Annotated in this window: 21 protein-coding genes; 8 read left to right on the top strand and 13 right to left on the bottom strand. The window is 71.2% G+C overall.

Annotated elements, in window-relative coordinates:
- The first annotated feature begins 38 nt into the window (after positions 1–38).
- The 4 genes from C466_RS06200 (at position 39) to C466_RS06185 (ending at position 6,473) form a co-directional block, all read left to right on the top strand.
- Complete coding sequence (locus tag C466_RS06200) at positions 39–509, top strand: DUF7518 family protein (RefSeq protein WP_004595185.1); 471 nt, start codon at positions 39–41, stop codon at positions 507–509.
- 18 nt (positions 510–527) lie between these two features.
- Positions 528–4,112 carry a chromosome segregation protein SMC gene (smc, locus tag C466_RS06195; RefSeq protein ID WP_004595184.1) on the top strand — a complete coding sequence of 1,195 codons (3,585 nt, stop codon included), beginning with the start codon at positions 528–530 and terminating at the stop codon, positions 4,110–4,112.
- A complete protein-coding gene (locus tag C466_RS06190; RefSeq protein WP_004595183.1) occupies positions 4,105–5,124 on the top strand; it encodes a segregation and condensation protein A in 1,020 nt (339 codons plus the stop codon). The genes smc and C466_RS06190 overlap by 8 nt, the downstream gene beginning before the upstream one ends.
- Before the next feature lie 104 nt (positions 5,125–5,228).
- Positions 5,229–6,473 carry a glycosyltransferase gene (locus C466_RS06185; RefSeq protein ID WP_004599603.1) on the top strand — a complete coding sequence of 415 codons (1,245 nt, stop codon included), beginning with the start codon at positions 5,229–5,231 and terminating at the stop codon, positions 6,471–6,473.
- Between the two features lie 349 nt (positions 6,474–6,822).
- On the opposite strand, the gene mtnP is transcribed toward C466_RS06185, so the two are convergent.
- The 3 genes from mtnP to C466_RS16930 form a co-directional block, all read right to left on the bottom strand.
- Complete coding sequence (mtnP, locus tag C466_RS06180; RefSeq protein ID WP_004595181.1) at positions 6,823–7,701, bottom strand: S-methyl-5'-thioadenosine phosphorylase; 879 nt, start codon at positions 7,699–7,701, stop codon at positions 6,823–6,825.
- 64 nt (positions 7,702–7,765) lie between these two features.
- Positions 7,766–8,764: a YeiH family protein gene (locus C466_RS06175; RefSeq protein WP_004595180.1), complete on the bottom strand. Its 999-nt coding sequence runs from the start codon at positions 8,762–8,764 to the stop codon at positions 7,766–7,768.
- A complete protein-coding gene (locus C466_RS16930) occupies positions 8,761–8,922 on the bottom strand; it encodes a hypothetical protein (RefSeq protein ID WP_004595179.1) in 162 nt (53 codons plus the stop codon). The genes C466_RS06175 and C466_RS16930 overlap by 4 nt, the downstream gene beginning before the upstream one ends.
- 127 nt (positions 8,923–9,049) lie before the next feature.
- Between C466_RS16930 and C466_RS06170 the strand changes: the two genes are divergently transcribed.
- The gene (locus C466_RS06170; RefSeq protein ID WP_004595178.1) at positions 9,050–10,474 is read left to right on the top strand and encodes an HD domain-containing protein; all 1,425 of its coding nucleotides are present in this window, start codon (positions 9,050–9,052) and stop codon (positions 10,472–10,474) included.
- 52 nt (positions 10,475–10,526) lie between these two features.
- Here C466_RS06170 and C466_RS06165 read toward each other — a convergent pair whose 3' ends face one another.
- The 3 genes from C466_RS06165 to C466_RS06155 all read right to left on the bottom strand — a co-directional run bounded on the left by C466_RS06165 (position 10,527) and on the right by C466_RS06155 (position 14,529).
- On the bottom strand, positions 10,527–11,972 hold the full coding sequence (locus C466_RS06165; protein WP_004595177.1) for an FAD-dependent oxidoreductase: 1,446 nt from the start codon (positions 11,970–11,972) through the stop codon (positions 10,527–10,529).
- A 151-nt stretch (positions 11,973–12,123) separates the two neighbouring features.
- Positions 12,124–13,413 (bottom strand): MFS transporter, encoded by a 1,290-nt coding sequence (locus C466_RS06160; RefSeq protein WP_004595176.1) that lies wholly within the window; start codon positions 13,411–13,413, stop codon positions 12,124–12,126.
- A 3-nt stretch (positions 13,414–13,416) separates the two neighbouring features.
- Entirely contained in the window at positions 13,417–14,529 is a 1,113-nt protein-coding gene (locus C466_RS06155; RefSeq protein ID WP_004595175.1) for an MBL fold metallo-hydrolase, read from the bottom strand.
- Positions 14,530–14,616: 87 nt separating this feature from the next.
- Between C466_RS06155 and C466_RS06150 the strand changes: the two genes are divergently transcribed.
- Complete coding sequence (locus tag C466_RS06150; RefSeq protein WP_004595174.1) at positions 14,617–15,351, top strand: helix-turn-helix domain-containing protein; 735 nt, start codon at positions 14,617–14,619, stop codon at positions 15,349–15,351.
- A 34-nt stretch (positions 15,352–15,385) separates the two neighbouring features.
- On the opposite strand, the gene C466_RS06145 is transcribed toward C466_RS06150, so the two are convergent.
- The 7 genes from C466_RS06145 to C466_RS06115 form a co-directional block, all read right to left on the bottom strand.
- The gene (locus C466_RS06145; protein ID WP_004595173.1) at positions 15,386–16,063 is read right to left on the bottom strand and encodes an HD domain-containing protein; all 678 of its coding nucleotides are present in this window, start codon (positions 16,061–16,063) and stop codon (positions 15,386–15,388) included.
- A gap of 12 nt (positions 16,064–16,075) precedes the next feature.
- A complete protein-coding gene (locus C466_RS06140; protein ID WP_004595172.1) occupies positions 16,076–16,771 on the bottom strand; it encodes a phosphoribosyltransferase in 696 nt (231 codons plus the stop codon).
- A gap of 102 nt (positions 16,772–16,873) precedes the next feature.
- On the bottom strand, positions 16,874–17,530 hold the full coding sequence (locus C466_RS06135) for a DUF7519 family protein (RefSeq protein ID WP_004595170.1): 657 nt from the start codon (positions 17,528–17,530) through the stop codon (positions 16,874–16,876).
- Positions 17,470–19,002, bottom strand: a complete 1,533-nt coding sequence (locus C466_RS06130; protein ID WP_004595168.1) for a DUF58 domain-containing protein — start codon at positions 19,000–19,002, stop codon at positions 17,470–17,472. Before C466_RS06130 ends, C466_RS06135 begins: the two co-directional genes overlap by 61 nt.
- Positions 18,999–19,550: a DUF7269 family protein gene (locus tag C466_RS06125; protein ID WP_004595166.1), complete on the bottom strand. Its 552-nt coding sequence runs from the start codon at positions 19,548–19,550 to the stop codon at positions 18,999–19,001. Before C466_RS06125 ends, C466_RS06130 begins: the two co-directional genes overlap by 4 nt.
- A 67-nt stretch (positions 19,551–19,617) precedes the next feature.
- The gene (locus tag C466_RS06120; RefSeq protein WP_004595164.1) at positions 19,618–20,562 is read right to left on the bottom strand and encodes a DUF4129 domain-containing protein; all 945 of its coding nucleotides are present in this window, start codon (positions 20,560–20,562) and stop codon (positions 19,618–19,620) included.
- Positions 20,563–20,637: 75 nt separating this feature from the next.
- A complete protein-coding gene (locus C466_RS06115) occupies positions 20,638–21,687 on the bottom strand; it encodes an MBL fold metallo-hydrolase (protein ID WP_004595162.1) in 1,050 nt (349 codons plus the stop codon).
- Positions 21,688–21,856: 169 nt separating this feature from the next.
- Between C466_RS06115 and C466_RS06110 the strand changes: the two genes are divergently transcribed.
- Together C466_RS06110 and purL are read left to right on the top strand one after the other, a co-directional pair.
- A complete protein-coding gene (locus C466_RS06110; protein WP_004595161.1) occupies positions 21,857–22,234 on the top strand; it encodes a hypothetical protein in 378 nt (125 codons plus the stop codon).
- Positions 22,235–22,662: 428 nt separating this feature from the next.
- The coding region (gene purL / locus C466_RS06105) for a phosphoribosylformylglycinamidine synthase subunit PurL (protein WP_004599602.1) at positions 22,663–24,599 on the top strand (1,937 nt) is incomplete at its 3' end.

The following is a 24,599-nucleotide window of genomic DNA, read 5'->3' as shown; positions in this document are numbered from 1 at the left end:
CGCAGATTTATACGCGTCGCGCGAGCATGCGTGTGTATATGAGTAACCGCGTCGAGGACCTCGAACGGCAGGTCGCGGAGCTACAGGCGGCGGTCAACGGGCTCACCGAAGAGCTCGTCGAGATGAAAGAGCGCGTCCGACAGCTGGAGGACGAGCGGTCGGTCGCGGTCGAGGAGGCGGCCGCCGGCGCGACGGCCGATTCCGACGCGGGGGACGCCGCGGCCGACGAGTCCGCGAGCGACGGGTCCGCGGCCGACGACGCGGCGCAGGCCGCGGCCGGCGGCGAGCGAACGACGCACTCCGACGACCACGTCGACGTCTTCGAGTCGGTCGAGGAGTCGTCCGACAGCGCCGACGAGGAGGCGGCGACCGACGACGCGGGCGAGCGAGACGACGTCATCGTCCCCGAGCAGTCGGCGACGACGCCCGACGCCGACGGGGGGGCCGAGGAGGCCGCCGAGGACGACGACGGCGAGTCGAGCGAGGGCGACGACATCATCGTCGCGTAAGCGGTCGCCCCCGACTCCATGCACATCACTGAAGTCGTCTTAGACGGGTTCAAGAGCTTCGGGCGAACGACGAGGATCCCCTTCTACGAGGACTTCACCGTCGTCACCGGTCCGAACGGCTCCGGGAAGTCGAACATCATCGACGGCGTGTTGTTCGCGCTCGGGCTCGCCCGAACCCGCGGGATCCGCGCCCAGAAGCTCACCGACCTCATCTACAACCCCGGCCACGACGACGGCGAGGCCGCGGACGGGCCGAACGAGGCCTCCGTCACGGTCGTGCTCTCCAACGAGGACGGCACCCTCGACCGCTCGCAGGTGGTCTCCGCGGCCGGCACGGAGAACGTCGGCGACGTCTCCGAGATCACGATCAAGCGCCGGGTGAAGGAGACCGAGGACAACTACTACTCGTACTACTACCTCAACGGGCGCTCGGTGAACCTCTCGGACGTCCAAGACCTGCTCGCGGCGGCGGGCGTCACCCCGGAGGGGTACAACGTGGTGATGCAGGGCGACGTCACCGAGATCATCAACATGACCCCCTACCAGCGGCGGGGGATCATCGACGAGATCGCGGGCGTCGCGGAGTTCGACGAGAAGAAGGAGGCCGCCTACGAGGAGCTGGACACGGTCGAAGACCGGATCGACGAGGCGGACCTCCGCATCGGGGAGAAGCAGGACCGGCTCGACCAGCTCGCCGACGAGCGCGAGACCGCGCTCCAGTACCAGGAGCTCCGCGACGAGCTCGAGGAGTACCGGGGGTTCCGGAAGGCCTCCGAGCTCGAGGAGAAGCGCGACGCGCTCGCGGACGTCGAGCGCGAGGTCGACGAGGCGGAGGCGGACCTCGAGGAGCTCCGCGAGGAGCTCGACGCCAGGCAGGGGAAGCTCACCCGCTTGGAGGAGGACCTCGCGGACCTCAACCACGAGATCGAGACGAAAGGCGAGGAGGAGCAGATCCAGATCCGCTCGGAGATAGAGGAGGTCAAAGGCGAGATCTCGCGGCTGGAGGACAAAATCGAGTCGGCCGAGGAGCGGGCCGAGTCGGCCGAGAACGACCGGCGGCAGGCGTTCGTCCAGATAGACAGGAAAGAGGAGAAAGTCGAGGAGCTGGAGGCGGAGATCCGCGAGACGAAAGTGGAGAAGGCGTCGGTGAAGTCGGAGCTGGCGACGAAGCGCTCCGAGCTCGCCGACGTCGAGGCCGAGATCGAGGGCGCGGACACGGAGTTCGACGAGCTGAAACGCGACCTCGCGGAGAAGAAGGAGGCGATCGAGTCGCTCCGCGAGGAGAAGAACGAGACGCAACGCGAGAAGGACCGGCTGCTCGACGAGGCCCGCCGCCGCTCGAACGCGGTGAGCGAGGCCCGCGAGGAGCTGGAGGAGGCCCGCGAGTCGCTCCCGGAACACAAGGCGCGCATCTCCGAGCTGAAGGGCGAGCTCGACAAGGCCGAGAAGAACCAGGCGACCATCGAGGACGCCGTCGCCGACCTGTTCGCCGAGAAGGCCGAGACGGAGGAGCGCCTCGAGGAGATCGAGTCGACGCTCCGCGAGAAGCAGAACGAGTACGCCAAGCTGGAGGCGGCGGCCGACCAGCGGGGGGACGCCTCCTGGCCCCGAGCGGTCTCCGAGGTGAAGAACGGCGGCATCGACGGCGTCCACGGCGCGGTCGGCGAGCTGGCCTCGGTCGAGGCCGAGTACGCCGAGGCCTGCGAGACCGCCGCCGGCGGTCGGCTGGCGAACGTCGTCGTCGACGACGACGGCGTCGGCTCGACCTGTATCGACTACCTGAAACAGCGCAACGCGGGGCGGGCGACGTTCCTCCCGATCACGAAGATGGACGACCGGAGCCTGCCGCGGAAGCCCTCGCTGCCGGGCGTCGTCGACTTCGCGCGCAACCTCGTCGACTACGACCCCGAGTACGAGTCGATCTTCTCGTACGTGCTCGGCTCGACGCTCGTCGTCGAGGACATGGCGACCGCGCGGGAGCTGATGGGCGACTACCGGATGGTGACGCTCGACGGCGACCTCGTCGAGAAGTCGGGCGCGATGACCGGCGGCTCCGGCGGCGGCTCCCGCTACTCGTTCACGAAGTCCGGCGGCGGGAAGCTCGAACGCCTCGCGACGGAGATCTCCGACCTCGAGGACGAGCGGCAGTCGGTCCAGGCCGAGATCGACGCGCTCGACGACGACATCGAGGACGCCCGCGACCGGAAGGCCGACGCGGCCGAGCGCGTCCGGTCGCTGGAGGCGGACGTCGAGCGCGCCGAGGACGACCTCGCGGACGCGGAGGACCGGATCGAGGAGCTGGAAGCCGAGCTCGAGGAGCTGGAGGCGGAACGCGAGTCCGTCGACGAGCAGATGACGGCGCTCGACGAGGAGCTCGCGGCGACCGACGCGGAGATCGACGAGCTCGCCGCCGAGATCGACGACATCGAGGCCGAGCTCGCCGACTCGAAGATTCCGGAGCTCTCCGAGCGCGCCGACGAGATCCGCGCGGAGATCGACGACTTGGAAGAGCGGATGGACTCGTTCGACGGCCGGATCAACGAGCTGGAGTTGGAGAAGGGGTACGCCGAGGACGCCTTGGACGACCTCCACGACGACGTCGAGGAGGCGCAGAACGCGAAGGCGGAGGCCGAGGAGGCGATCGCCGACCACGAGGCCGCGATCGAGGAGAAGGAGGCGGAGCTCGCGGAAAAGAAGGAGGCGATCGCCGACCTCGAAGAAGAGCTCACGGAGCTGAAGGCGGAGCGCGAAGAGCTCCGCGAGGAGATCCGCGAGGCGACCCGGAAGCGCGACGAGCAGCGGTCGCTCGTCTCGGAGGCGGAGTCCGACCTCTCGGACCTCACCGACCGCCGCGACCGCTTGGAGTGGGAGATCGACGAGCTGGAGTCGCAGGTGGGCGCCTACGACGCCGACGAGATTCCCGACCTCGACGAGGTGGAGTCGCGGATCGAGGAGCTGGAGTCGGAGATGGAGGCGCTCGAACCGGTGAACATGCTCGCGATCGACGAGTACGAGGAGGTCCAGGCGGCGCTCGACGAGCTCCAGGAGCGCCGCGACGTGCTCGTCGAGGAGCGCGACGCCATCGAGGAGCGCATCGAGGGGTACGAGGCGGCGAAGAAGGAGACGTTCATGGAGACGTTCGAGTCGATCAACGACCACTTCGAGGACATCTTCGCGCGGCTCTCGGCCGGGTCGGGCGAGCTCGTCTTGGAGAACCCGGAGGACCCCTTCGAGGAGGGGTTAACGATGAAGGCGCAGCCCGCGGACAAGCCGGTCCAGCGGCTCGACGCGATGAGCGGCGGCGAGAAGTCGCTCACCGCCCTCTCCTTTATCTTCGCCGTTCAGCGACACAACCCGGCGCCGTTCTACGCCCTCGACGAGATCGACGCGTTCCTCGACGCGGTCAACGCCGAACGCGTCGGCGAGATGATCGAGGAACTCGCGCAGGACGCCCAGTTCGTCGTCGTCGGCCACCGCTCGGCGCTGCTGGAGCGGTCGGACCGCGCCATCGGCGTCACGATGCAGGGCGACAACCTCTCGGCGGTCACGGGGATGCAGTTCGGCGACGACGGCGACGGGGAAGGGGTGAGCGCGGATGACTGAGGACGGCGACGGCGCCGCCGACGGCGGCGTCCCCGACCTCGACCTGACGAGCGAGCGCGACGGTGCCGACCCGTTCGCCGACGACGCTCCCGAGGGCGACGGCGGCTCCGACTCGACCGCCGAATCCGGCTCCGACTCGGCTGCCGAGTCCGGCTCGGACGCGACCGACGGACCCGGCCCGGACGTGCCCGACGTCTCCCCGCCCGATGAGACCGACGAGGACGAGGTCGAGCCCGTCGAGCTCCTCGTCCAGCTCGCCGAGGAGGGCGAGATCGAGCCGTGGGACATCGACATCGTCCAGGTGACGGACGCGTTCTTGGAGAAGCTCGACGAGACCGACCTCCGGACGACCGGGCGGGCGCTGTTCTACGCCAGCGTCCTGCTCCGGATGAAAAGCGACGGGATGCTGGCCGACGACGACGAAGAAGAGGAGCCCGAGCCGGAGCCGTGGGAGGTCGCGATGGAGGGCGGCGCGCCCGACCCGGCCGACGGCGACTTCGACCCGGTCGACGAGCTGGAAGCGGAGATCGACCGTCGGCTCGACCGCAAGAACACCCGCGGCTCGCCGGAGACGCTCGACGAGCTGGTCCGCGAGCTGCGCGAGGCCGAGCGCGGCTCGTGGTGGAAGGACTCCCGCGAGTACGACACCTCGGAGTCGCCGCACGGCCACGCCCGCGGCACGCAGACGCTCGACTACCACGCGGACGACGAGTTCCGACAGGACGGGGAGCCGACCGCGGGCGAGGCGACCGACCGCACTCACGACGAGGACATCGAGGAGGTGATCGTGGAGATCGACAACGCCCTCCGGACCCACTTCGACCGCGGGCGCACGGAGGTGCTGTTCGCCGAGATAGAATCTGCCGGTGGGCGCCCGTTCATGACGTACCTCGCGCTGCTGTTCATGGCCCACCGCGGCTCGGTCCGACTCCAGCAGGACGACCTGTTCGGCGACCTGTGGGTGAAGGACCCGACCGCGATGACCGGGGAGTCGGAAGCGATCGCGGACTGAACCGCCGGCGGCGATCCGAGTCCCCCGTGTTCGGTCCCCCGGACTCTTCTCAAGCGTGATCGCGTTCCGACACGTTCTTGCCGGTATCGCGACACACGTTAGTAGTGATATCGTTCGCGACCGGGAACCCCGCGCTCGCTGCCGTCGTCGCGGCGCTGTGGGTCGCCCTCCTGCTGTACGGCGCCTCGGCGGTCTGGTGGCTCCTTGAGGCGACGGTGCTCGCTCGCGGCGGCCGGGTCGAGCCCGACGAGGTCGAGTGGGGGTACGACGACGTTCAGGTCCGCATCCTGACGATCGACGCCGAGGAGGTCGTACAGGCGACCGTCAACGCGGTCCCGCAGGCGCTCGACGACGTGCGCGTGATCGCGGAGAAGCCGATCGACGTCGAGGGGGCGGACGTCCACGTAGTCCCCGAGGAGTTCGAGTGCGACGCGACCAACAAGGGCCGCGCCGTCGAGTGGGCGCGTCGCGTGGTGCCCTGTGACCGCGAGTACGTCCTCTACCTCGACGAGGACACGATTATGGCCGGCTTCGAGGGGCTCCCCGACGCCGACGTGGTCCAGTTCACGGAGAAGCCGCTGTACACCGGCTCGCGGGTCGCGTACCTGAGCGAAATCTTTCGGGTCGGCTACCAGTACGAGCAGTTCGCGTTCCACAAACTTCGCTACCCGCTGTACGCGTGGGGCGGCGGCGTCGCGGTCCGGCATTCCTTAGAGCAGTCGATCACGTGGGACGTCGCGACCATCACCGAGGACACGAACTTCATCTGGCGGGCCGCGGATCAGCTCGGCGTCTCCTTCGCCGTCCTCGACGTCCGGTTCCGCAATCAGGCGCCGCCGTCGCTACGCGCGATGGCCAAGCAGCGCCGGCGGTGGATCTCGGGCACGCGCGCCGACGGCCACCTGCTCCCGCTCAGGTACCGGCCCGTCTACTACCCCCGAGTCATCGCGTGGTCGCTCTCGCCGCTGGTCCCGCTCCTCGTCTTCGCGTCGCTGATCTTCCCCGGTACCGCGCCCGGCATGGAGTGGTACCGCACGGCGTCGCTGGCGCTGTTCGGGATCCTGTTCGTCTACACGCTCGTCGGCGCGGCCGCGTACGACAAGCATCCCCTCACGTGGCCGATTTACCTCCTGTTGACGCCGGTCGCCTTCCTCGCGCACTCGGCCGGCGCGCTCTGGGGGATCGTCTCGCCGGTGACGACCTTCGAGGTGACGGAGAAGGTGACGCCGGATGCGGTCGAGCGGGTCCACGAGTCGATGGAACCGGGGACGGTCACCGACCACGACGGCTCCAAACGCCTGATGCGGGAGTCCGACGAGGAGTTCACGTTCGACGTGTTCGACGACTAACACGCGGCTGCTCCCGCGGAGAGCACTTCCAAAGCCCCAGTCGCTCGGTGAGACGTCGCTATTTAAAAATCGGCGGCGACCATCCTCAAAGCCCCAGTCGCGAGGCGGGCGCACGCTCGCTGCGCGCTTCACTCGGTCGCTCACTCCGTTCGCTCTCTCGCTCCAGTGCTTGCGTCGCCTGCGCCCGCCTCGCGACTGCCCCTTTGAATCCTCCCCGACCGCAACCGCACGGCACCTCACGCCTCCCCAGCCTCGCCGCTCACTCCCTCCGGTCGCTCGCGGCGTCCCTCGCGCGTGCGGTTCGCGCCGCGGTGCGGCGCTCACCGGCACGCGCCACCGCCGCGTCTATTTATAAGTAGTCGCCCAGCAGCGGCTCGACGCGCTCCTTCGTCTCCTCCGGAATCGCCTCGGTCGGCGTGTTGACGGTGCCCTCCAGCGCGGTGTGCGCGTCGCACTCCAAGTCCTCGGGCAGCGTCCGCACGGCCTCCTCGACCGCGGCCTTGATCGCTTTCTGGTTCTGCTCGGCGTTCTCTAAGACCTCTTCGAGCGTCACCTCGCTGTCTTCCTTCCACACGTCGTAGTCGGTGACGCCCGCGATCGTCGCGTACGCGATCTCGGCCTCGCGGGCCAGCTTCGCCTCCGGGATCGCGGTCATGCCGACGAGGTCCCACCCCTGGCTCTTGTAGAACTCCGACTCCGCGCGCGTCGAGTACTGCGGCCCCTCGATACAGACGTAGGTGCCGCCCTTCACGACGTTCGCGGCGTCGTCGCCGTCGCCGCCCGCGGCCGACTCCGCGGCCTCGGTGAGGTGGTCGACGAGCTCCGGGCTGTACGGGTCCGCGAACGGCTGGTGGACGACGACGCCGTCGCCGTAGAAGGAGAGGTCGCGGCCCTTCGTCCGGTCGTAGATCTGGTCCGGAACGACGAGCGTGCCGGGCTCCAGCTCCTCCTTCAGACTCCCGACCGCGTTCGACGCGAAGATGTGGGTGACGCCTGCCTTTTTTAAGGCGTACATGTTCGCGCGGTACGGCAGGTCGGTCGGCGAGACGCCGTGTTCGGAGCCGTGTCGCGGCAGGAACGCGACTTCCTTCCCGGTATCGCCGAACTCGCCGATCGTCACGGCGTCGCTCGGCTCGCCGTACGGCGTGTCGAACTCGACTTCCCGCACGTCGTTCAGGGGGAGCGCCTCGTAGATGCCGCTGCCGCCGATGAATCCGATGGTGTCCATACCCGGAGTGCGCCCGCTCGCCACTTATACGGACCGAACCCCGTCGCCGGGGGCCCCGATCCGCTCACAGCAGCCAGCGCACCGCCGCGAGCGCGACCGCGCTCACGACGAGCAGGTGGACGAGGACGGCGCCGACGGGCGCGGCGCCCACTGCGCGCATGTCCTCGACGCGGATCGAGAGCCCGAGGCCGACGAACGCCAGCGCGAACAGCGCGTCCGAGACGCGGCCGATCGACGCCAGCGCGGCCGGCGAGAGCAGCCCGCTGTTGGCGACCGCCGCGACGACGAGGAAGCCGAGCAGGAACTTCGGGAACTCCGCCCACAGCCGTCGGACGCCGGGGTCGGCGGCCGAGCGCGCGGTGTACGCCAGCGAGTACGCGACCGCGACGCCGCCCAGCAGCGAGTTGCGCGCCAGCTTCGTCACGGTCGCCCACTGGCCCGCCTCGGGCGAGTAGGCGAACCCCGCGGCCGCGACGGGGCCGGTCGAGAACATGCTCACGCCCGCCCAGACGCCGAACTGCCGGCCGGTGAGGCCGAGCCACTCGCCCGCGAGCGGGAACGCGACGAGCGTCGCGGCGTCGAAGAGTAGGATCGTCGCGGCCGCGAAGGTGATCGCCGTCCCGCGCGCGTCGAGCACCCGGCCGATGGCGACGACCGCGGAGACGCCGCAGATGCTCGCGCCGGCCGCCAGAAGCGAGGAAGTGGGCGACTCGATCCGGAAGAGAACGCGCGCGACGACCTCCGCGAACAGGAGCCCGCCGGCGACGAACGCCACCACGAGGCCGAGGACGGTCGGCCCGGCGGCCAGGAACTCCTCGACCGCGACCGCCGCGCCGAGCAGCACGATTCCGGTCTCCAAGAACAGCTTGTCGACGCCGACGCCCGGCTCCGCGACCGCCGGGATCCCGACGGTGTTCCCGATCCCGACGCCGATGGCGACGGCGACGACGAGCGGCTGGAGGCCGGGGACCGCGTCCGCGACGAGCGTCGCCGCGACGGCGCCGCCCGCGAGCAGCGCGAGGCCGGGGAGGTACCCCCGGACCGCCTCGGCGATCCCCGTCACAGCGCCTGTCCGACGAGGTGCGCGGCGACGATCCCGAGCCCCAGCGCGAGCGCCTGCCAGCCGCGATCCAGCGCAGTCCAGCGGTCGACGAGCGAGGGGTCGGTCGCGTCGGCGGGGTCCGGTCGCCCGTCGGTCACGTCGGCGGCGTCCGATACCATACGCGTGACTCGCCGCGCTCGCATTTATGTAGTGTGAATCGGGGCGGTTTCCGGGGTCGAGGGAGCGCACGGGGCCGGCTGACGACCGAAAGAGGCAGGGAGCGGGAGGGAGTGGTGCCCACAATCGATGCCCACCACACAGATCAAAGACTCCGTTCACGGCTACATCGAGCTGCCGGACGCGCTCGTCGAGGGCGTCGTCGACACGCGGCCGTTCCAGCGGCTGCGCTACGTCCGCCAGCTCTCGGCGACCCACCTCGTCTACCCGGGCGCGAACCACACCCGGTTCGAGCACTCGCTCGGCGTCTACCACCTCGGCCGGACCGTCTTCGAGAACCTCCGCCGGCAGTCGTACTTCGCTCGGGACGCGGCCGTCGACGAGCTCGAAGAGATCCAGCGCACGCTGGAGTGCGCCTGCCTGCTCCACGACGTCGGCCACCCGCCCTTCTCGCACCTCTCCGAGGGGTTCCTCGACGAGGGGATCCTCCGGGAGCGCATCGTTGAGACCGGGCTGGTCGACGCCTTCGACGCGGCCGGCGTCGGCGGCGCGCCGCTCCGCTCGGCGAACCCCCACGAGCTGCTCGGCTGCGTGATCATCGTCGAGGAGTACGGCGACGCCCTCCGCGATTTCGACGTGGACCCCTTCGAGGTGTGCGCGTACGTGCTGGGATACAGCCTCGCGTACGAGCGCGGCGAGCCGTGGCAGTACGGGGTCGGCGCCCAGCTGCTCCACTCCCCCATCGACGTGGACCGGCTGGACTACATCACCCGCGACAACGAGATGACCGGCGCGGGCGTGTTGAGCTTCGACGTCGAGCGCATGGTCGACGCCTACACCGCCCATCCCGAGGCGGGCCTGGCGCTCTCGGAGAAGGCGCTGTCGACCATCGGCAACTACCTCGAGGGCCGCATCGCCCTGTACATGTGGGTCACCCAGCACCACAAGTCGGTGTACGCGAACCGGCTCCTCCAGGCGCTCCTGGGCGAGTACGAGCGGGAGACCGGGGAGAGCCCCGTCACGGTCGACGGCATACTCGACCGCGAGCTCGACGACAACGCGGTGCTCGAACGGCTCCGGACCGCCGCCCGCGAGAACCCCGACTCGACGCTCGCGTCGATGTACGACCGCTTCCGCGGGCGGCGCTTCCCCGCCACCTGCTGGAAACACCGGATCGCGCTCGCCGACCGGATCGGCGGCGACTTCGACGACGACCTCCCCGTGAACGGCGACCCCCTCGACGAGTTCACCGCGTGGCTCACCGCCGGCGACGACCGCTTGGAGCGGCTCCTCGCCGACGCCCTCGACGTGCCGGTCCACGAGGTGTGGATCGACCGCTCGTACGTCCCCGCCTACGACCCCGACGAGCTGGAGGACATCCCCATCGCGTACGGCGGCACGACGCGGTCGGTTGCCGACTGGGGGCTGTACGGCGACCGCGCGTTCGACGTGCCGATCCCCTTCGTGTTCGTCCCCGACGGGGCGAAGCGACGGGCGATCCGCGTGCTCCGGGAGGCGTTCGAGCGGGAGGTCAGAGAAGAAGCGCGCGCGTAGCCCCCGCGCCGGCGTTCGAGGCGGTCGGAGACGAAATCGGCCTTCGACCGGATCAGTCGTCGGCTTCGGCCGCGACTTCCTCGCCCTCAGCGTCGTCGTTTTCGGTCGCCTCCTCGCCCGCCTCGTCGTCCGCCTCCGTCTCGTCGTCGGTCTCCGCCTCGTCGTCGGCCCGCGGGAAGTTCTCGATGGTCGCGTCGCGGAAGGCGGCCTCGTCGAACTCGTAGTCGTCCTCGAAGAAGCCGAGGACGGTGTCGACGTCCCGCATCGCGTTCTTCAGCGCGGTCGACGCGCCCGGCGAGGGCGTGATGTTGAACAGCACTCCGTCCTCGACGATCTTCGCTTCGCCCATGTCGAGCTCCTTGTTCTCGGTGTCGACGATCTGGGGGCGCACGCCGCCGTACCCCTTCGCGCGGTCGATGTCGTCGACGTCGACGCTCGGCACGACCTTCTGGACGTCCGGCAGGAACGCGCGCTTGCCGACCACCGGGAGGTCGTACACGAGGTTGCGAACGACGTACGGGAAGAGGATCTTGTCCGAGAGGATGTTGACGTAGCTCAGCACGGAGTCGGGGTTGAAGCCGAACACGTCGACGAAGTCGCTCACCGTCGAGAGGTGGCCGCGCTCGAGCGCGGGCACGAGCTTCGCGGTCGGGCCGAACCGGGTGATCCCGTCGTCGTGGACGTCGGCGTCGCCGTGGACCGCCGCGAACGGGAGCTTCTTCATCTGTAGCGTGTACACCTTCCCGTTCAGCAGGTCGTCCGCGAGGAAGAAGCTCCCCGCGACCGGCAGCAGGGACATCCCCTCGCCGTACCCCATCTCCTTGGCGAACTGGAGGCTGTGCGAGCCGGCCGCGACGACCACCGCCTCGGACTCGAAGTCGCCGTCGTCCGTCTCGACGAGGAAGCCGTCGCCGCGGTCGTCGACGTTCGTCACGGTCGTCCCGAGGTGGACGGAGACGCCCTCCTCCTCGCGGGCGGCGTCGACGAACGACGCCGCGACCGCGCCGTAGTCGACCACGTAGCCGTCGGGCGTCTGGAGCGCCTTCAGCTCCGTGCCGGGGTCGCGCCCCTCGACGACCTTCGGCTCCAGCTCCGCGATCTCCTCGCGGCCGATCTCGCGCAGCTTCGGGAACAGGTCCCCGAAGCCGTTCTCGTGGTAGCGCTCCTCCAGCTTGGCGACTTCCTCGTCGCCGACGCCCAGCACCATCTTGCTGCGCTTGCTGTGCATCTCCCGGTCGGGGTCCTCCCCTTCGAGGTAGCCGGCGAGCAGCTCGGCGCCCTCCTTGACCTCCTCCGCCTTTTCGAGGGTGTAGTTCGTCTCGATGTCCCCGAAGTGGAGGGTCTGGGAGTTGTTCGTCCGGTGGGAGTTGATCGCGGCGATCTCCCGCTCCTTCTCGATCAGCGTGACGTCGTCGACGTCGGTGAACTTCGCGACCGTGTACAGCAGCGACGCCCCGCTTATCCCCCCGCCGATGATTACGAGATCGGTGTCAGACATGCGTGGTGAAAGCTCACCTCGTGAGACGACCTCCCCCGTTAACCCTTTTACCATCCTCGCGCGAAATCGACCGGTAGAGCGCCTACAAACGTCGATTACTAATACGACGATCGTCGAAACTACTGTCGCTCACCTGATCGTCCGCCGTCGGCTACTCCCGTGCGGCCGGTTCGGCCGGCGACTCCGGCGCCGGAGCGGGCGGCTCGTGGGTCCCGAACTCGGGGTGCGTCTCCTCCATCCAGACGACCACGATCGCGCCGGAGAGGAACATCAGGACGGCGGTCAGGTAGAACGCCGCCTCGGCGTTGACGAACTCCATCGCGAGCCCGATCAGGATCGCCCCGACGGCGTAGCCCGAGTCGCGCCACATCCGGTAGACCCCCATTCCGGCGGACCGCCAGGTCGGGTGGGCCGCATCGCTCGGAACGGTCATCAGGTTCGGGTACAAAAGCGCCATCCCGAACCCGGAGACGCCGGCCAGCGCGGCCCACGCGAGGTATCCCTCGACGAGGACCATCCCGAGGACGCCCGCGCCGGCCAGGAACATCCCGGCGACGACCGGCGGTCGCCGGCCGATCCGGTCCGCGAGGCCGCCGGTGCCGATCTGGAGGAAGTACATCGCGCTGTGGACGCCGACCACGGCCCCGACCGCCGCGATGTCGAGCCCCTGGTTCAGCAGGTACAGCGGGACGGCGATCCAGAACAGCGTGTCGACGAAGTTCTCGATGTGACCCGCCTGCGCCGCCGCGAACAGCGTCCGGTCGCCGTAGGTCGCCCGCTTCACGACCTCCTTGAACGGGAGGTTCGCGTCGCGGTCGTCGTCGTCTCCCTCGGCCTGCGCGTACTGGACGGTCTCTCTGATCAGGAAGACCGAGACGAGGAACGCCAGGACCACGACGGCAGCGAGGAAGTAGAACGGCTCCGGTCGGAGGCTCCATCGGCTGGCGATGACGCCCGTCACCCAGGCGCCGACGGCCACGCCGGTGTAACCGAACGACTCGTCGATGCCGACCGCGAGGCCGCGCTCGTCCGGGCTCGCGAGGTCGATCTTGGCGTTTATCGCCATGCTCCACGTCAGCGCCTGGTTGATCCCCAGCAGGACGTTCCCGACGGTGATCCAGCCCCAGCTCGGGGCGAAGATGAGGATGACCGGCAGCGGGAGCGCCGTGACCCACCCGGCGACGAGCACGGGCCTGCGGCCGTACTCCTCGCCCCACTTCCCGGCGTAGAGGTTGAGGATCGACTTCACGACCCCGAAGGAGACGACGAACGAGCCGATCACGAGGAACGACTCGACGCCGAGCACGTCCTCTCCCAGCGCTGGGACGACGGTCCGCTCGGACCCGATGGTCAGTCCGGTGGCGAACACCAACAGAACGTGGAGCGAGAACTGGCCGAGGTGTTCGCGGATTCCCTGTTTGACGTCGGTTGTCGCGCTCATCGGTCACTCGGCCGCGCAGTTGTTCGGCCCCAGCTCCAGCTCGGCCAGCTCGGCCGCCGGAACCGACTCCCGCCCCACGTTCGTGCGCTTGACGCGCTCGAAGTTCGGGGGATGGTCCGGGACGTCCGACGCGAGCGCCGCGACGAAGGACTCGCGGTCGCGGTCGAGGTCCGCGTTCCGGCCCTTCACTTCGCCGAGCGTCGCGGTCACCGGCGGCTCGGGCGAGCCGGGGTCGTGCGCCGGGAGCACGAGCGCGTCGTCCGGCCGGTCCAGCAGCCGCCGGAGGCTCTCGTACAGCGTCGCGGCGTTCCCCTCCACGTCGGCGTCTTCGATCCCGGCCTCGACGCCGAGTTCGACGCGGCCGACGCTCTCGTGGAAGAGGGTGTCGCCGGTGAGCAGCGCCGCGCCGTCGACGTCGAACGAGACGCTCCCCTCGCTGTGTCCGGGCGTGTGGACGACCTCGACGTCGAGCCCGCCGACGGTCACGACCTGGCCGTCCTCGATCGGCGTCGCGTCGAGCGCGAGCGCGTCCTTCGGGTGGAGGGAGTAGGGGACGCCGTGGCGGTCGGCGAGTTCCGCCGCGCCGGAGACGTGGTCGGCGTGGGCGTGCGTGTCGAAGACGCCGACGAGCTCCGCACCGTACTCGTCGAGGACCGCGTCGTACTCGCCGAGGTAGTGCGACGGGTCGAAGACGGCGGCCTCGCCGTCCGAGACGAGGACGTGCGAGAGACAGCCCTTGCCCGGGCGCGCGACCTGAACGAGCGTCCCGTCGAGGTCGACCGGCACCTCGGCGTGTCGGTGGACGCGGCTCCAGCCGCTCATCCCGTCCGCGAGCGTCACGGCGTCGTAGCCCAGTTCGCGGAGGACGTCCGTCGCCGTCTGCGAGACGACCCCCGCGGCGCAGACGGTGACGATCGCCGAGCCCTCGGGGAGCTCGGAGAGCGCCGGCTCGGCGCGGTCGGGGTCCTCGGTCAGTTCGTCGTACACGTCGACGTTGACGCTGCCCGGGACGTGCCACTCCTCGAACTCCGCCTCGTGGCGGATGTCGAGGACGAGCGGGCCCTCCTCGTCGTCTCGCAGCTGTTCGCTGAGCGCGTCCGGCGATAGTTCCTGCATCGTACACCGGTATAGCGGGGAGATGGGGATACGGCCGCTGCCGGACATGACCGGCACCGTTAATCAGTGGCAGTGACAAATCGGTGTATGAGCCTGTACGAGGCCTCGATCCGAGTGAAACACGAGTGTCCGTACCGGGAGATCTCCGAACGACATCCGGATCTCACCATCCGCGAGTGGCCGCTGAGCGACTGTCAGGTGCTCGAGATCACCAGCGAGACGACGCCGACGGACGCGCTGCTCGACGACATCGATCGGCTCGGGACCGTCCTCCACGAATCCGCGGACGACGACGGGTACCACGTCGTCACGCAGTCCTGTCTCTGTTCGCTCGGGGAGTCCGTCATCGATCGCTTCGAGAAGCACAACTGCCTGTATCAGTCGCCGACCATCTACCGACAGGGCTGGGAGCATTACACGGTGGTCGCGTTCGACGACGCCGACATCCGGGAGCTGCTCGGCGACCTCCGGGCCGACAGGGAGATCGAGCTGCTCTCGAAGACCTCGATCGCGGAACAGCAGGTCCCGCACAGCATGCTGGCACCGGCGAACCAGCTGTTCGAGGACCTCACCGATCGACAGCTGGCGGCGCTCCAGTTGGCGCTGGAGCGCGGCTACTACACCCAGCCGCGGAAGACCTCGCTGCGGGAGCTCGCCGACCAGACGGCGGTCGCCCGCTCGACGTACGAGGAACACCTCCGGAAGGCGGAGAACAAGCTGCTCACGAGCGCGGGACAGTATCTGCGACTCGTCACCGCGACGTCGACGGGCGACCCGCTGGAGGTCGAGGAGACGCGACGGGCCGAACGGGCGGCGGATTAGCTCGCCGGAGACGCGCTCCCCCCGGAGCGAACGCTCACGCCCCGTCCCGCTCGACGCGGTACCGATCGCGGACCGCCGCGAACAGTTCCCTCCCGGCCTCGGTCCGGAGCCGCGGCTCGGAGGTGGCAAAGAACTCGTCGAGGTCGTCGTACTCGCGGAACGCGTCGGGCTCGCCGCGCTCCGGGTCGTACCGGTCGCCGCGCTCGTAGACCACCGCCTGGAGACAGGTGTCGAGCAGGTCGCACTCCTTGACGAGAATCGCCTCCGGCGACTCGCGGGCCTCGTACGCCTCCCACGCGTCTCGCACGCGCTCGGGGAGCGGACCGGCGAGGTCCGCCATCGCCTCGCGCTCGGCGGCGACCTTCGCCTCGCGGTCGACCGCGTCGGCGGTCGAATCCGCCCGCGTCGCCACGTCCCCCGTCTCGGCCTCGGCCACGTCGTGGACGACGGCGAGCCGCAGGGCGCGGTCGAGGTCGACGCCGGGGAGGTCGGCGGCCAGCCGGTCCCCGAGCGTCACGACGAGGTACGCGACCCCCCACGAGTGGGCCGCGACGGACTCGGGGTCGTCGACCCCGCGGAGCTGCCAGCCGGTGCGCCGCTCGTCTTTGAGGTCGTAGGCGGCGAGGACGGCGTCGAGCGCCGCGTCCCGGCCGTCGTCGGCGTCCGCGTCACGGTCGTCGTCACCGGCGTCGTCGTCCGATTCCCCGTCCATCGCTCCGGTCCGCTACTCGGCGAGCGCCCAGGTCTCGTCGCCGACGGGCTCCGCGACGTCGCGCCGCACCATCTCGTCGATGACCTCGTCGAGGCGGTCGGGCTGGGCGACCTCCATCTCGATCCGACCGATGCCGTGGAACTCCTCTAAGTAGTGGCGCAGGTCCTCCCGCGAGAACGCCGACTCGTCGGCGCGCTCCATTGCCCCCTCCGTGAGGTCGACCATGTCCTCGAGGAAGTTCCACGGATAGACGACCCACGTCCACTGTTCGAGCCGCTCGCCCACGAAGTCGGGCTGGAACTCGGAGGTGCCCAGAAGCTGGAGCGTCGCGGTTCGGACCTCGGCGGCGTCCCGCTCGTCGACGTACTCCTCGGCGCGGCGGATCGAGCCGCCGGTGTCCGCGATGTCGTCGATGATGAGGACGTTCTTCCCCTCCACGCTCCCCTCCGGCATCGGGTAGCGGATCTGGGGCTCGTCGCTCTTCTCCGCGGCGCCGACGTAGTGTTCCATCTTGAGGCTGGTGAGATCGTTGAGCCCGAGGAAGTCGCAGACGCACCGGCCCGCGAACCAGCCGCCGCGGGCCAGGGCGACGACCACGTCCGGCTCGAAGTCGGCCCGCTTCACCGCGTCGGAGACGTTGCGGCAGAGCCCGTAGATGTACTCCCAGTTGGTGAGCGTGCAGTCGAAGTCGTCCGGGAGGTCGCTCATACGACCGTACCTGCCACCCGCGCGCTGATAAGGGTTTAGCTCCGGCGTCGCGGGGCGTTCGCTCCCTCCCGGTCGACGCCGCTCGCCTCGCCGTCCCCGGCGTCACCGCAGCGCCGAGATCAGCGCGATGCCGCCCGCCAACAGCAGCGCGAGCGCGGCCACCGGCTGCCCGCCGCCGACCGCGAGGGAGACGCCGTAGACGAGGGCCGCCGCGAGCGCGCCGACGAGCAGGCTCGCCCCCGCGTGGACCGCGACGTTGCGCCGAACGCGGGCACCCCGACCCACCTGCTCGCCGAGGCCGACGCCGTGGTCGGCGACGTCCCACGCGACCGCGAGGCCGACGGCGGCGACGAGCAGCGCCTCGGCGGGCGCGCCGCGATACCCCGCGAGCGCGAGGCCGACCACGCCGACGGCCGCGCCCCACCCCAAGACCCGCGTCGAACTCCGGAGCGACCCGGCGAGGAACCCGAGCGCGGCGACGCCGAGCAGCGCGCCGCCGGTCGGACTCGCGACCAGCGCGGCGGTCGCCGCCGCGCCTGCGGCCGCGAGGCTCGCGACGACCGCGACCGTCGGCGGCCGCGCGTCCGTCTCGTGGAAGTCGACGAGCGCGTCGTCGCTCGTCGCGGCCCGCGAGCGGTCCCCGGTCGCCCCGCCCGCCGAATCGTCGCCCGCCACTTTGCTCCCCGATCCCTCCCCGCTCATCGCGACCACCGCCTCGTCGCGGCCGCGACCGCGACCGGGAAGGAGTCGTCGCCCCACTCCAGCGCGCGGATCCCCGCCGACCGGAGCGACCGCAGCCGCTGGCGGCGCTCGAAGGTCGTCAGCCGCTGGCCGGCCGTCTCGGTCGTCGTCGAATCCGGCGAGAGCACCGTCACGAGGTGACCGTGCGCGTCGATCCGCCGTGCGAGCGTCGCCGCGGTGTCGTCGACCAAGGGGGTGAAAAACAGCACCTGCGCGTCGGCCGGGAGCCGCCGCCGGAACCGCCGGAGCCACAGCGACCGGTAGAACCGCTCGTCGCTCGGCGTCGGCGCGAGCGCCGGGTCGGTGGCCAGCGTCTCGCGACCGCGGGCGGCGTGGACGGTCCCGCTGCCGGGCGGGAGCCAGCAGTCCAGCGGCGACAGCGCCGCGATCCCGACGCGGTCGCCGCCGTCGAGGAGCGCGGAGAACGCCTGGCCGGCGGCCGCGACGCTCGCCTCCACCGCCGTTTCCGCGTCGGGGTCGGCCGCGACGTACGCGGACTCGCGGGCGTCGACGAGCAGCACGACGGTCGCCGAGCGCTCCTCGCGCAGCTCGACGGTCGACAGCTCGCCCGTCCGCGCCCGCCGGTTCCAGTCGATCCGCTTCAGCGGGTCGCCGCGGCGGTACTCCCGGGTGGCGTGGAACTCGACGCCGGCGCCGCCCACGTCGGTCGGCACCCGCCCGTGGTGGACGGTCGTCAGCCCGCGCAGGGGGAGGTCCCCGCCGGCCGACAGCTCCGGCGTACAGGCGATCGCGGTCGGCGCGTCGAGGACGGTCGTGCGCTCCCGGGCGCCCGCCGCGTCGCGCGTGACCGCGGTCAGCGGCTCCCACTCGTGGTCGCCCCGAGCCGCTCGCACGGTGTACTCGAACGTCACCGCCGTCCCGGGCCGCAGCGCCGTCGCGACCCGCGCGGGGCCGTCGACGACAGCCAGCCCGGGCGGGACGCCGTCGACGAGCCGGAGGTCCGGCAGCGCCGTCTCCCCGACGTTCTCGGCGCGGACGGTCACGCGCACCTCGTCGCCGGGGGCCGGCGCCTCGTCGCTCACGGACCGCGTCACCGAGAGCGTCGGCGTCGGCGCGTCGCCCGCCCGCGCGTACACGGCGTAGCCGACGCCGACCGCGCCCGAGAGCACCAGCGACGGCTGCCGGACGAGCACCCCGAGGCCGACCAGCGCCAGCGCCGCGCCCGCGATCCCCAGCCAGCGGTCGGTCGCGACCTCGCGACGGCGCTCGCGATCGGTCGGGGTCTCGGAAGCCCGTTCGGCCGCGTCGCCGGCCCGTTCGGCCGCGTCGCCTGCGCTTTCTGCCGCGTCGCCGGCCCGTTCGGCCGCGTCGCCTGCGCTTTCTGCGGCGTCGCTCTCGGTTCCCGTCGCGTCGGCGTCGGCGGCGTTCGGTCCGGCTCGCTCGCTCCGCTCCGGCGCGCCCGCCTCGGCCTCATCGAGCGTCGCCGCGTCCGACTCGGACGCGACCGCTGCGTCTCCGGGGTCGCTCACGGCGCTCCCCCCTCGACCCGCTCGATCTCGTCGATCGCGGCCCGGAGGCCGTACCAGTAGTTGGAGCGCCCCCGGACCCCGGCCGACAGGCGGACCCGGAGCGGATACGCGGTCCGGGTGTCGAAGAACGCGGCCGCGACGGGGTCGTCCGACCACGTCCCGTCGTCGACGGCGGTCGCCGCGGCCTCCGGCGAGCAGTTGCGGTCGCGGGCCACGGCGTCGACCGCGACCTCCCGGACCCGGTCGCGGAGGTCCCTGCGATCTCGGTAGCCGCCCGGCGCCGGGCTGGCGACCCGCGCGATCCGCTCGTCGAGGTCCGACCCGGGCACCGCGGCCGGCGCGCGCCGCTCCGGCTCGCCGGGGTCGGTCAGCAGCCGCCGCCGGTCGCGGCGCGCGTTCGCGTACCGGACCCCCTGGACCACGCCGAGGACGCCGATCAGCGTGACGACGGCCGAGGTGGGGGAGATTGCGGCCGCGATTCCGCGGTCGAGCGCCGCGAGGAGGCCGACGGCGACCGCCAGCACCCCCGCGAGCGCGAGCGGGCGCACTACGGGTCACCCCCGCCGGGCTCGGCGCGGCGCTCGACCGCGGCCGCGACGCCGGTCGGTTCGCGGCTCACGAGTCGCCCCCGTGCCGTTCCTCGATCCGGCGCAGCGCCTCGACGGCGCGGCGCTCGCGGTCGTCGGTCGCGTCCTCGCCGCCGTACCGCACGCGCTCGAACACCTCGGTGAGCGCGGTCACCGGCTCCTCGTCGACGCCGGCGTCGACCGCGGCGGTCGCGAACTCCGCCGGCGTCGAGGAGGCCGGGCGCTCGACGTCGAGGACATCGGTCATGTCCCGCCACGCCCGGTACACCTCGTTGTCCGCGTCCGACGACTCGATCCGGTCGGCGGCCTCGCCGGCGGTCCGACCGATCGCGTCGAGGGCCGGCGGCTCCTCGTCCGCCTCCTCGGGCCGACCGCCCGCGTCCCCGCCCGCCCCGTCGTCGCCGCCGGCGAGGAGGAGCGCGGCGACGCTCGCGATCACCGCGGCGACGACGACGAGCGCGAACAGGATCTGCGGCGCCGACGCCGCGCCCTCCCCGCTGCCGAACCCGCCGCCGGCCGCGCCGCCCGGCAACAGCCCCGTTCCGTTGCCGCCGGTGCCGAGCGAGATGGAGATGCTCTGCGCCACCGAGCGGCACGTCGACAGCACCCAGAAGAGGACCCCGATCGGGGCGCCCATCACGGCGGCGACGGCGACGCTCGCGAACGGCGACGCGGTGTCCCGATAGGTGATCCCGGCCATCAGCGTCAGTCCGGCGAGCAGCGCGAGCACGGCGGGCGGCTCCCTGAGGAACGGGAAGCAGAGGCCCGACGCGGAGAACTCGCCGGCCTCGCCCGACGGGGAGAGCACGCCGGGGTCTCCGGTGTCCGATCCGACGCTCGGGGCGTCGCCGCCGCCACCGCCGAACCCACCGCTGCCCGTGTCGACGGCGGTGTTCAGCGTCGCGGCCGCGACGCCGAGCGCGACGAGGGCGAGGAGGGCGACCGCGACCGCGACGAGGGCGTCCCGCTTCACGTCCCCGAATACGCCGGGGGCCGGGAATAGCTTTCGCCGGCCGAAACGAGAGGAGGAATTACCGGAACGCTCCGCCTACGCGTCGTCGCTCCCGTCGACGAGGTCGTCGAGGGGCGTCGTCGGGAACAGCGCGTCGACGTCGGGGTCGGGGTCGACGAGGCGGTACGCGGTCCCGTCGGGCTCGACGACGCCGGCGTCGGCGAGGTGGTCGAGGTGCGAGAACGCCTCGCCGGGGCCGTGGAGGACGTGGATCTCCTCCAGCGACCCGAACAGCGCGGCCGACACGTCCCACGCGGTCGCGGGCCCGGACTCGTCGAGGACCTCGATCACTCGCCGGGTCCGGTGGCGGTGGTGGTCGAGGATCGTCGCCGCGCGGCGGCTCGGCTCGTCGATCCGCCACCGATGGCCGGGGTGGGCCGCGTCGAAGTCGCGGGCGACGATCCGCGCGAGGCTCTCGGCGTACGCCGCGAGCGCGCCCTCGACGCGCACGTCCGCGCCGCCGACGTTGGGCGTGTACTTCGGGAGCAGCGCGTCGCCGGTGAACGCCTCCTCCGTCGCATTCTCTCCCGCCACGGGGTCGTGATCGGGGACGGTTCGGGGGTCGAACGCGAACCCGGAGAGCCCCGCGGTGTGGCCCGGCAGGTGGAGGGCTTCGAGCTCGACGCCGCCGGCCTCGATCGCGTCGCCGTCTTCGAACGTCGTCACGTCGGCCGGCTCCCCGGAGAGGTCCGCGCTGACCGCCGAGAAGAAATCGGTGAGTCGCTCCCGGTCGGCGTCGGGCATCCCCCACCGCTCGAACGTCTCGCGCTGGAGGTCGCGGTCGGCGAACAGCGGCGTCTCCGACCCGTCGACGAGGGCGGCGTCCGCCTCGTGGACGTACACGTCCGCGCCGCCTTCGGCCTGAATCTCGCCCGCGAGCCCCGCGTGGTCCGGGTGCCAGTGGGTGAGCACGACCGCGTCGATGTCCCCGAACGAGCGGCCGTACTCGGCGAGGCCGTCGACCAACTCCCCGCGCACGTCCGGGAGCGCGACGCCGGTGTCGACGAGCGCGGTGGTCTCCCCGTCGAGCAGGTACACGTCGTTTGCGCCCTCGAAGACGGTGTTGCCGAGCTGGATCCGTTTCACACGACTACGTCGGCGGGAGCCCTTTTTACGGTTGCCACCGCGGCGAGGCGGACCGGCGGACGCGCTCTCGGGCGACCGGATCCCTCTCAGTCGGGCGTCGGGACCGCGGCCGGCGCCTCCGATCTCCGCCGTCGGGAGGGCTTTTACTCGCGCGTCCCTCACCGCCGGTATGGAGTACCAACCGGGCGTGTGTAACATCGGACCGACCCAACAGCGACGGCGGCTTCTCCTCGGCGTCGGGTCGCTGCTGGCCGCGGCGGCGTACGTCGCGGCGGCCGTCGCGCTCGCGTGGCCGCGGTGGGCGCTGATCGCCTCGGTGGTCCCGTTGTACGGCGCCGCGATGGGGGCGTTACAGTACCGCGAGCGCTTCTGTATCGGCTTCGCCGGGATGGGCGTCTTCGACGTGGGCGACGGGGCGAACGAGATTCAAAACGAGGCGGCGCTCGCCGCCGACCGCAAGAAGGCGGTCCGGCTCAACGCGAAGGCGATGGCGCTCGGCGTCGCCGGAACGGTCGTCGTGTTCGTCGCGGTGACCTATCTCTTATAAATCGTCGCACGATCGCTGGTCGTTCGTTTATAAATAACTGCTAGCGGATCGGCGGTGAACACCGCCAAAGCCCCAGCCGCGACGACTCGCGCGCCTTGCTGTGCGCCTCACTCGGTCGCTCACTGCGTTCGCTCCCTCGTTGCGGTGCTTGCTGCGGCGTGCTTCGTCCTCGCGGCTGCCCCTTTGACTCCCGCCCCGCACAGCACCGCAACCGCACCTCACGCCTCCCCAGCCTCGCCGCTCGCTCCCTCCGGTCGCTCGCGGCGTCCCTCGCGCGTGCTGGCTCGCGGCCTAGCGGCCGCTCGCAGGCACGCGCCACCGCACAACACTGCGAGCCGTCTCACGTCCCGTCGGCGTCGCGGTCGCCGAATACACACGAACGTGCGTATAGAAAAGCATTAGAACCGGCTCGGTAACCACGTAAGTGAATGAGTCTGTCCGATGCGGACCACGAGCTCGTGACCGCGGAGCTCGGTCGGGAGCCGACGGCGGCCGAGGCCGCGCTGTTCGAGAACCTCTGGAGCGAGCACTGCGCGTACCGCTCCTCGCGGCCCCTGCTGTCGGCGTTCGACAGCGAGGGCGACCAGGTCGTGGTCGGCCCCGGCGACGACGCCGCGGTCCTCGCGCTGCCCGAGCCCGAGGCGGCGAACCGGCCGGCGAGCGAGCGCGACGCCGACGACTACGGCGACACCTACGTCACGTTCGGCGTCGAGAGCCACAACCACCCCTCCTTCGTCGACCCGTTCGACGGCGCGGCCACCGGCGTCGGCGGCATCGTCCGCGACACGATGAGCATGGGCGCGTACCCGATCGGCCTCCTCGACTCGCTGTACTTCGGCGGCTTCGACCGCGAGCGCTCCCGCTACCTCTTCGAGGGCGTCGTCGAGGGCATCTCCCACTACGGCAACTGCATCGGCGTCCCCACGGTCGGCGGCAGCGTCGCCTTCCACGGCGGCTACGAGGGGAACCCCCTCGTCAACGTCGCCTGCGTCGGCGTCACGAACGAGGACCGGCTCGTCACGGCCACCGCCCAGGAACCGGGCAACAAGCTCGTCCTCGTCGGCAACGGCACCGGCCGCGACGGGCTCGGCGGCGCCTCCTTCGCCTCGGAGGACCTCGCGGAGGACGCCGAGACCGAGGACCGCCCCGCGGTCCAAGTCGGCGACCCCTACGCCGAGAAGCGGCTGATCGAGTGCAACGAGGCCCTCGTGGACGAGGACCTCGTGCTGTCCGCCCGCGACCTCGGCGCGGCCGGCCTCGGCGGTGCCTCCTCGGAACTCGTCGCGAAGGGCGGGCTCGGCGCGCGGATCGACCTCGACAGCGTCCACCAGCGCGAGCCGAACATGAACGCGATGGAGATTCTGCTCGCCGAGAGCCAGGAGCGGATGTGCTACGAGATCGCCCCGGACGACGTCGACCGCGTCGCCGACCTCGCCGAGCGGTTCGACCTCGGCTGCTCCGTCATCGGCGAGGTGACCGACGGAAACTACGTCTGCGAGTTCGCGGGCGACGCCGAGGAAGGCGACGAGGAGGACGGCGGCGCCGAATCCGAGGTCGTCGTCGACGCGCCCGCCGAGTTCCTCGCGGACGGCGCGCCGATGAACGACCTCGCGAGCGAGCCGCCGAGCGAGCCCGAACGCGACCTCCCGGCCGACGAGCCCCCGCTCGCCGAGGCGGTCGCGGCCGTCCTCTCGGCCCCCTCGACCGCGAGCAAGCGCTGGGTGTACCGCCAGTACGACCACGAGGTCGGGACGCGCACCGCGGTGAAGCCGGGCGACGACGCCGCGCTCCTCGCGGTCCGGGAGACGGAATCGGAGGCCGGAGCCGACGTGGCTGGCGACCCCGCCGACGGCGTCGGCCTCGCGCTCGCCTCCGGCGCGAACCCGAAGTGGACCGCGGTCGCGCCGTACGAGGGCGCCCGCGCGGTCGCGTTGGAGAACGCGACGAACCTCGCCGCGACCGGCGCGGTCCCGCTCGCCGCGGTCGACTGCCTCAACGGCGGTAACCCGGAGAAGCCGGACGTGTACGGGGCGTTCGAGGGGATCGTCGACGGCCTCGCGGACGCCTGTTCCGCGCTCGACACCCCCGTCGTCGGCGGCAACGTCTCGCTGTACAACGACAGCGTCGAGGGCCCGATCCCGCCGACGCCGACGCTCGCCGTCCTGGGCACGACGCATGGGTACGACGCGCCGCCCGCCGCGCTCGACGCCGACCGCGCGGCCGACTCCGAGCTCCTGCTCGTCGGCGCCGGCGGCGACGCGCTCGGCGGCTCCGAGTACCTCGCGCACGCCGGCGGGAGCGACCGGTTCCCGACGCTGCCCGACGAGTCCGGCGCCGCCGACGACCTCGGCGGCCTCGTCGCGTC

The organism is Halorubrum distributum JCM 10118, assembly GCF_000337335.1.
Taxonomy (GTDB): Archaea; Halobacteriota; Halobacteria; order Halobacteriales; family Haloferacaceae; genus Halorubrum; species Halorubrum distributum.
The sequence above is the reverse complement of the archived record's forward strand: the minus strand, read 5'-3'. Positions and strand labels throughout refer to the sequence as shown.

Coding starts and splice junctions, on each gene's coding strand:
- C466_RS06200 (WP_004595185.1), top strand. CDS start 39: ATGAGTAACCGCGTCGAGGACCTCGAACGGCAGGTCGCGGAGCTACAG.
- smc (WP_004595184.1), top strand. CDS start 528: ATGCACATCACTGAAGTCGTCTTAGACGGGTTCAAGAGCTTCGGGCGA.
- C466_RS06190 (WP_004595183.1), top strand. CDS start 4,105: ATGACTGAGGACGGCGACGGCGCCGCCGACGGCGGCGTCCCCGACCTC.
- mtnP (WP_004595181.1), bottom strand. CDS start 7,701: ATGGACACCATCGGATTCATCGGCGGCAGCGGCATCTACGAGGCGCTC.
- C466_RS16930 (WP_004595179.1), bottom strand. CDS start 8,922: ATGGTATCGGACGCCGCCGACGTGACCGACGGGCGACCGGACCCCGCC.
- C466_RS06170 (WP_004595178.1), top strand. CDS start 9,050: ATGCCCACCACACAGATCAAAGACTCCGTTCACGGCTACATCGAGCTG.
- C466_RS06165 (WP_004595177.1), bottom strand. CDS start 11,972: ATGTCTGACACCGATCTCGTAATCATCGGCGGGGGGATAAGCGGGGCG.
- C466_RS06160 (WP_004595176.1), bottom strand. CDS start 13,413: ATGAGCGCGACAACCGACGTCAAACAGGGAATCCGCGAACACCTCGGC.
- C466_RS06155 (WP_004595175.1), bottom strand. CDS start 14,529: ATGCAGGAACTATCGCCGGACGCGCTCAGCGAACAGCTGCGAGACGAC.
- C466_RS06150 (WP_004595174.1), top strand. CDS start 14,617: ATGAGCCTGTACGAGGCCTCGATCCGAGTGAAACACGAGTGTCCGTAC.
- C466_RS06145 (WP_004595173.1), bottom strand. CDS start 16,063: ATGGACGGGGAATCGGACGACGACGCCGGTGACGACGACCGTGACGCG.
- C466_RS06140 (WP_004595172.1), bottom strand. CDS start 16,771: ATGAGCGACCTCCCGGACGACTTCGACTGCACGCTCACCAACTGGGAG.
- C466_RS06110 (WP_004595161.1), top strand. CDS start 21,857: ATGGAGTACCAACCGGGCGTGTGTAACATCGGACCGACCCAACAGCGA.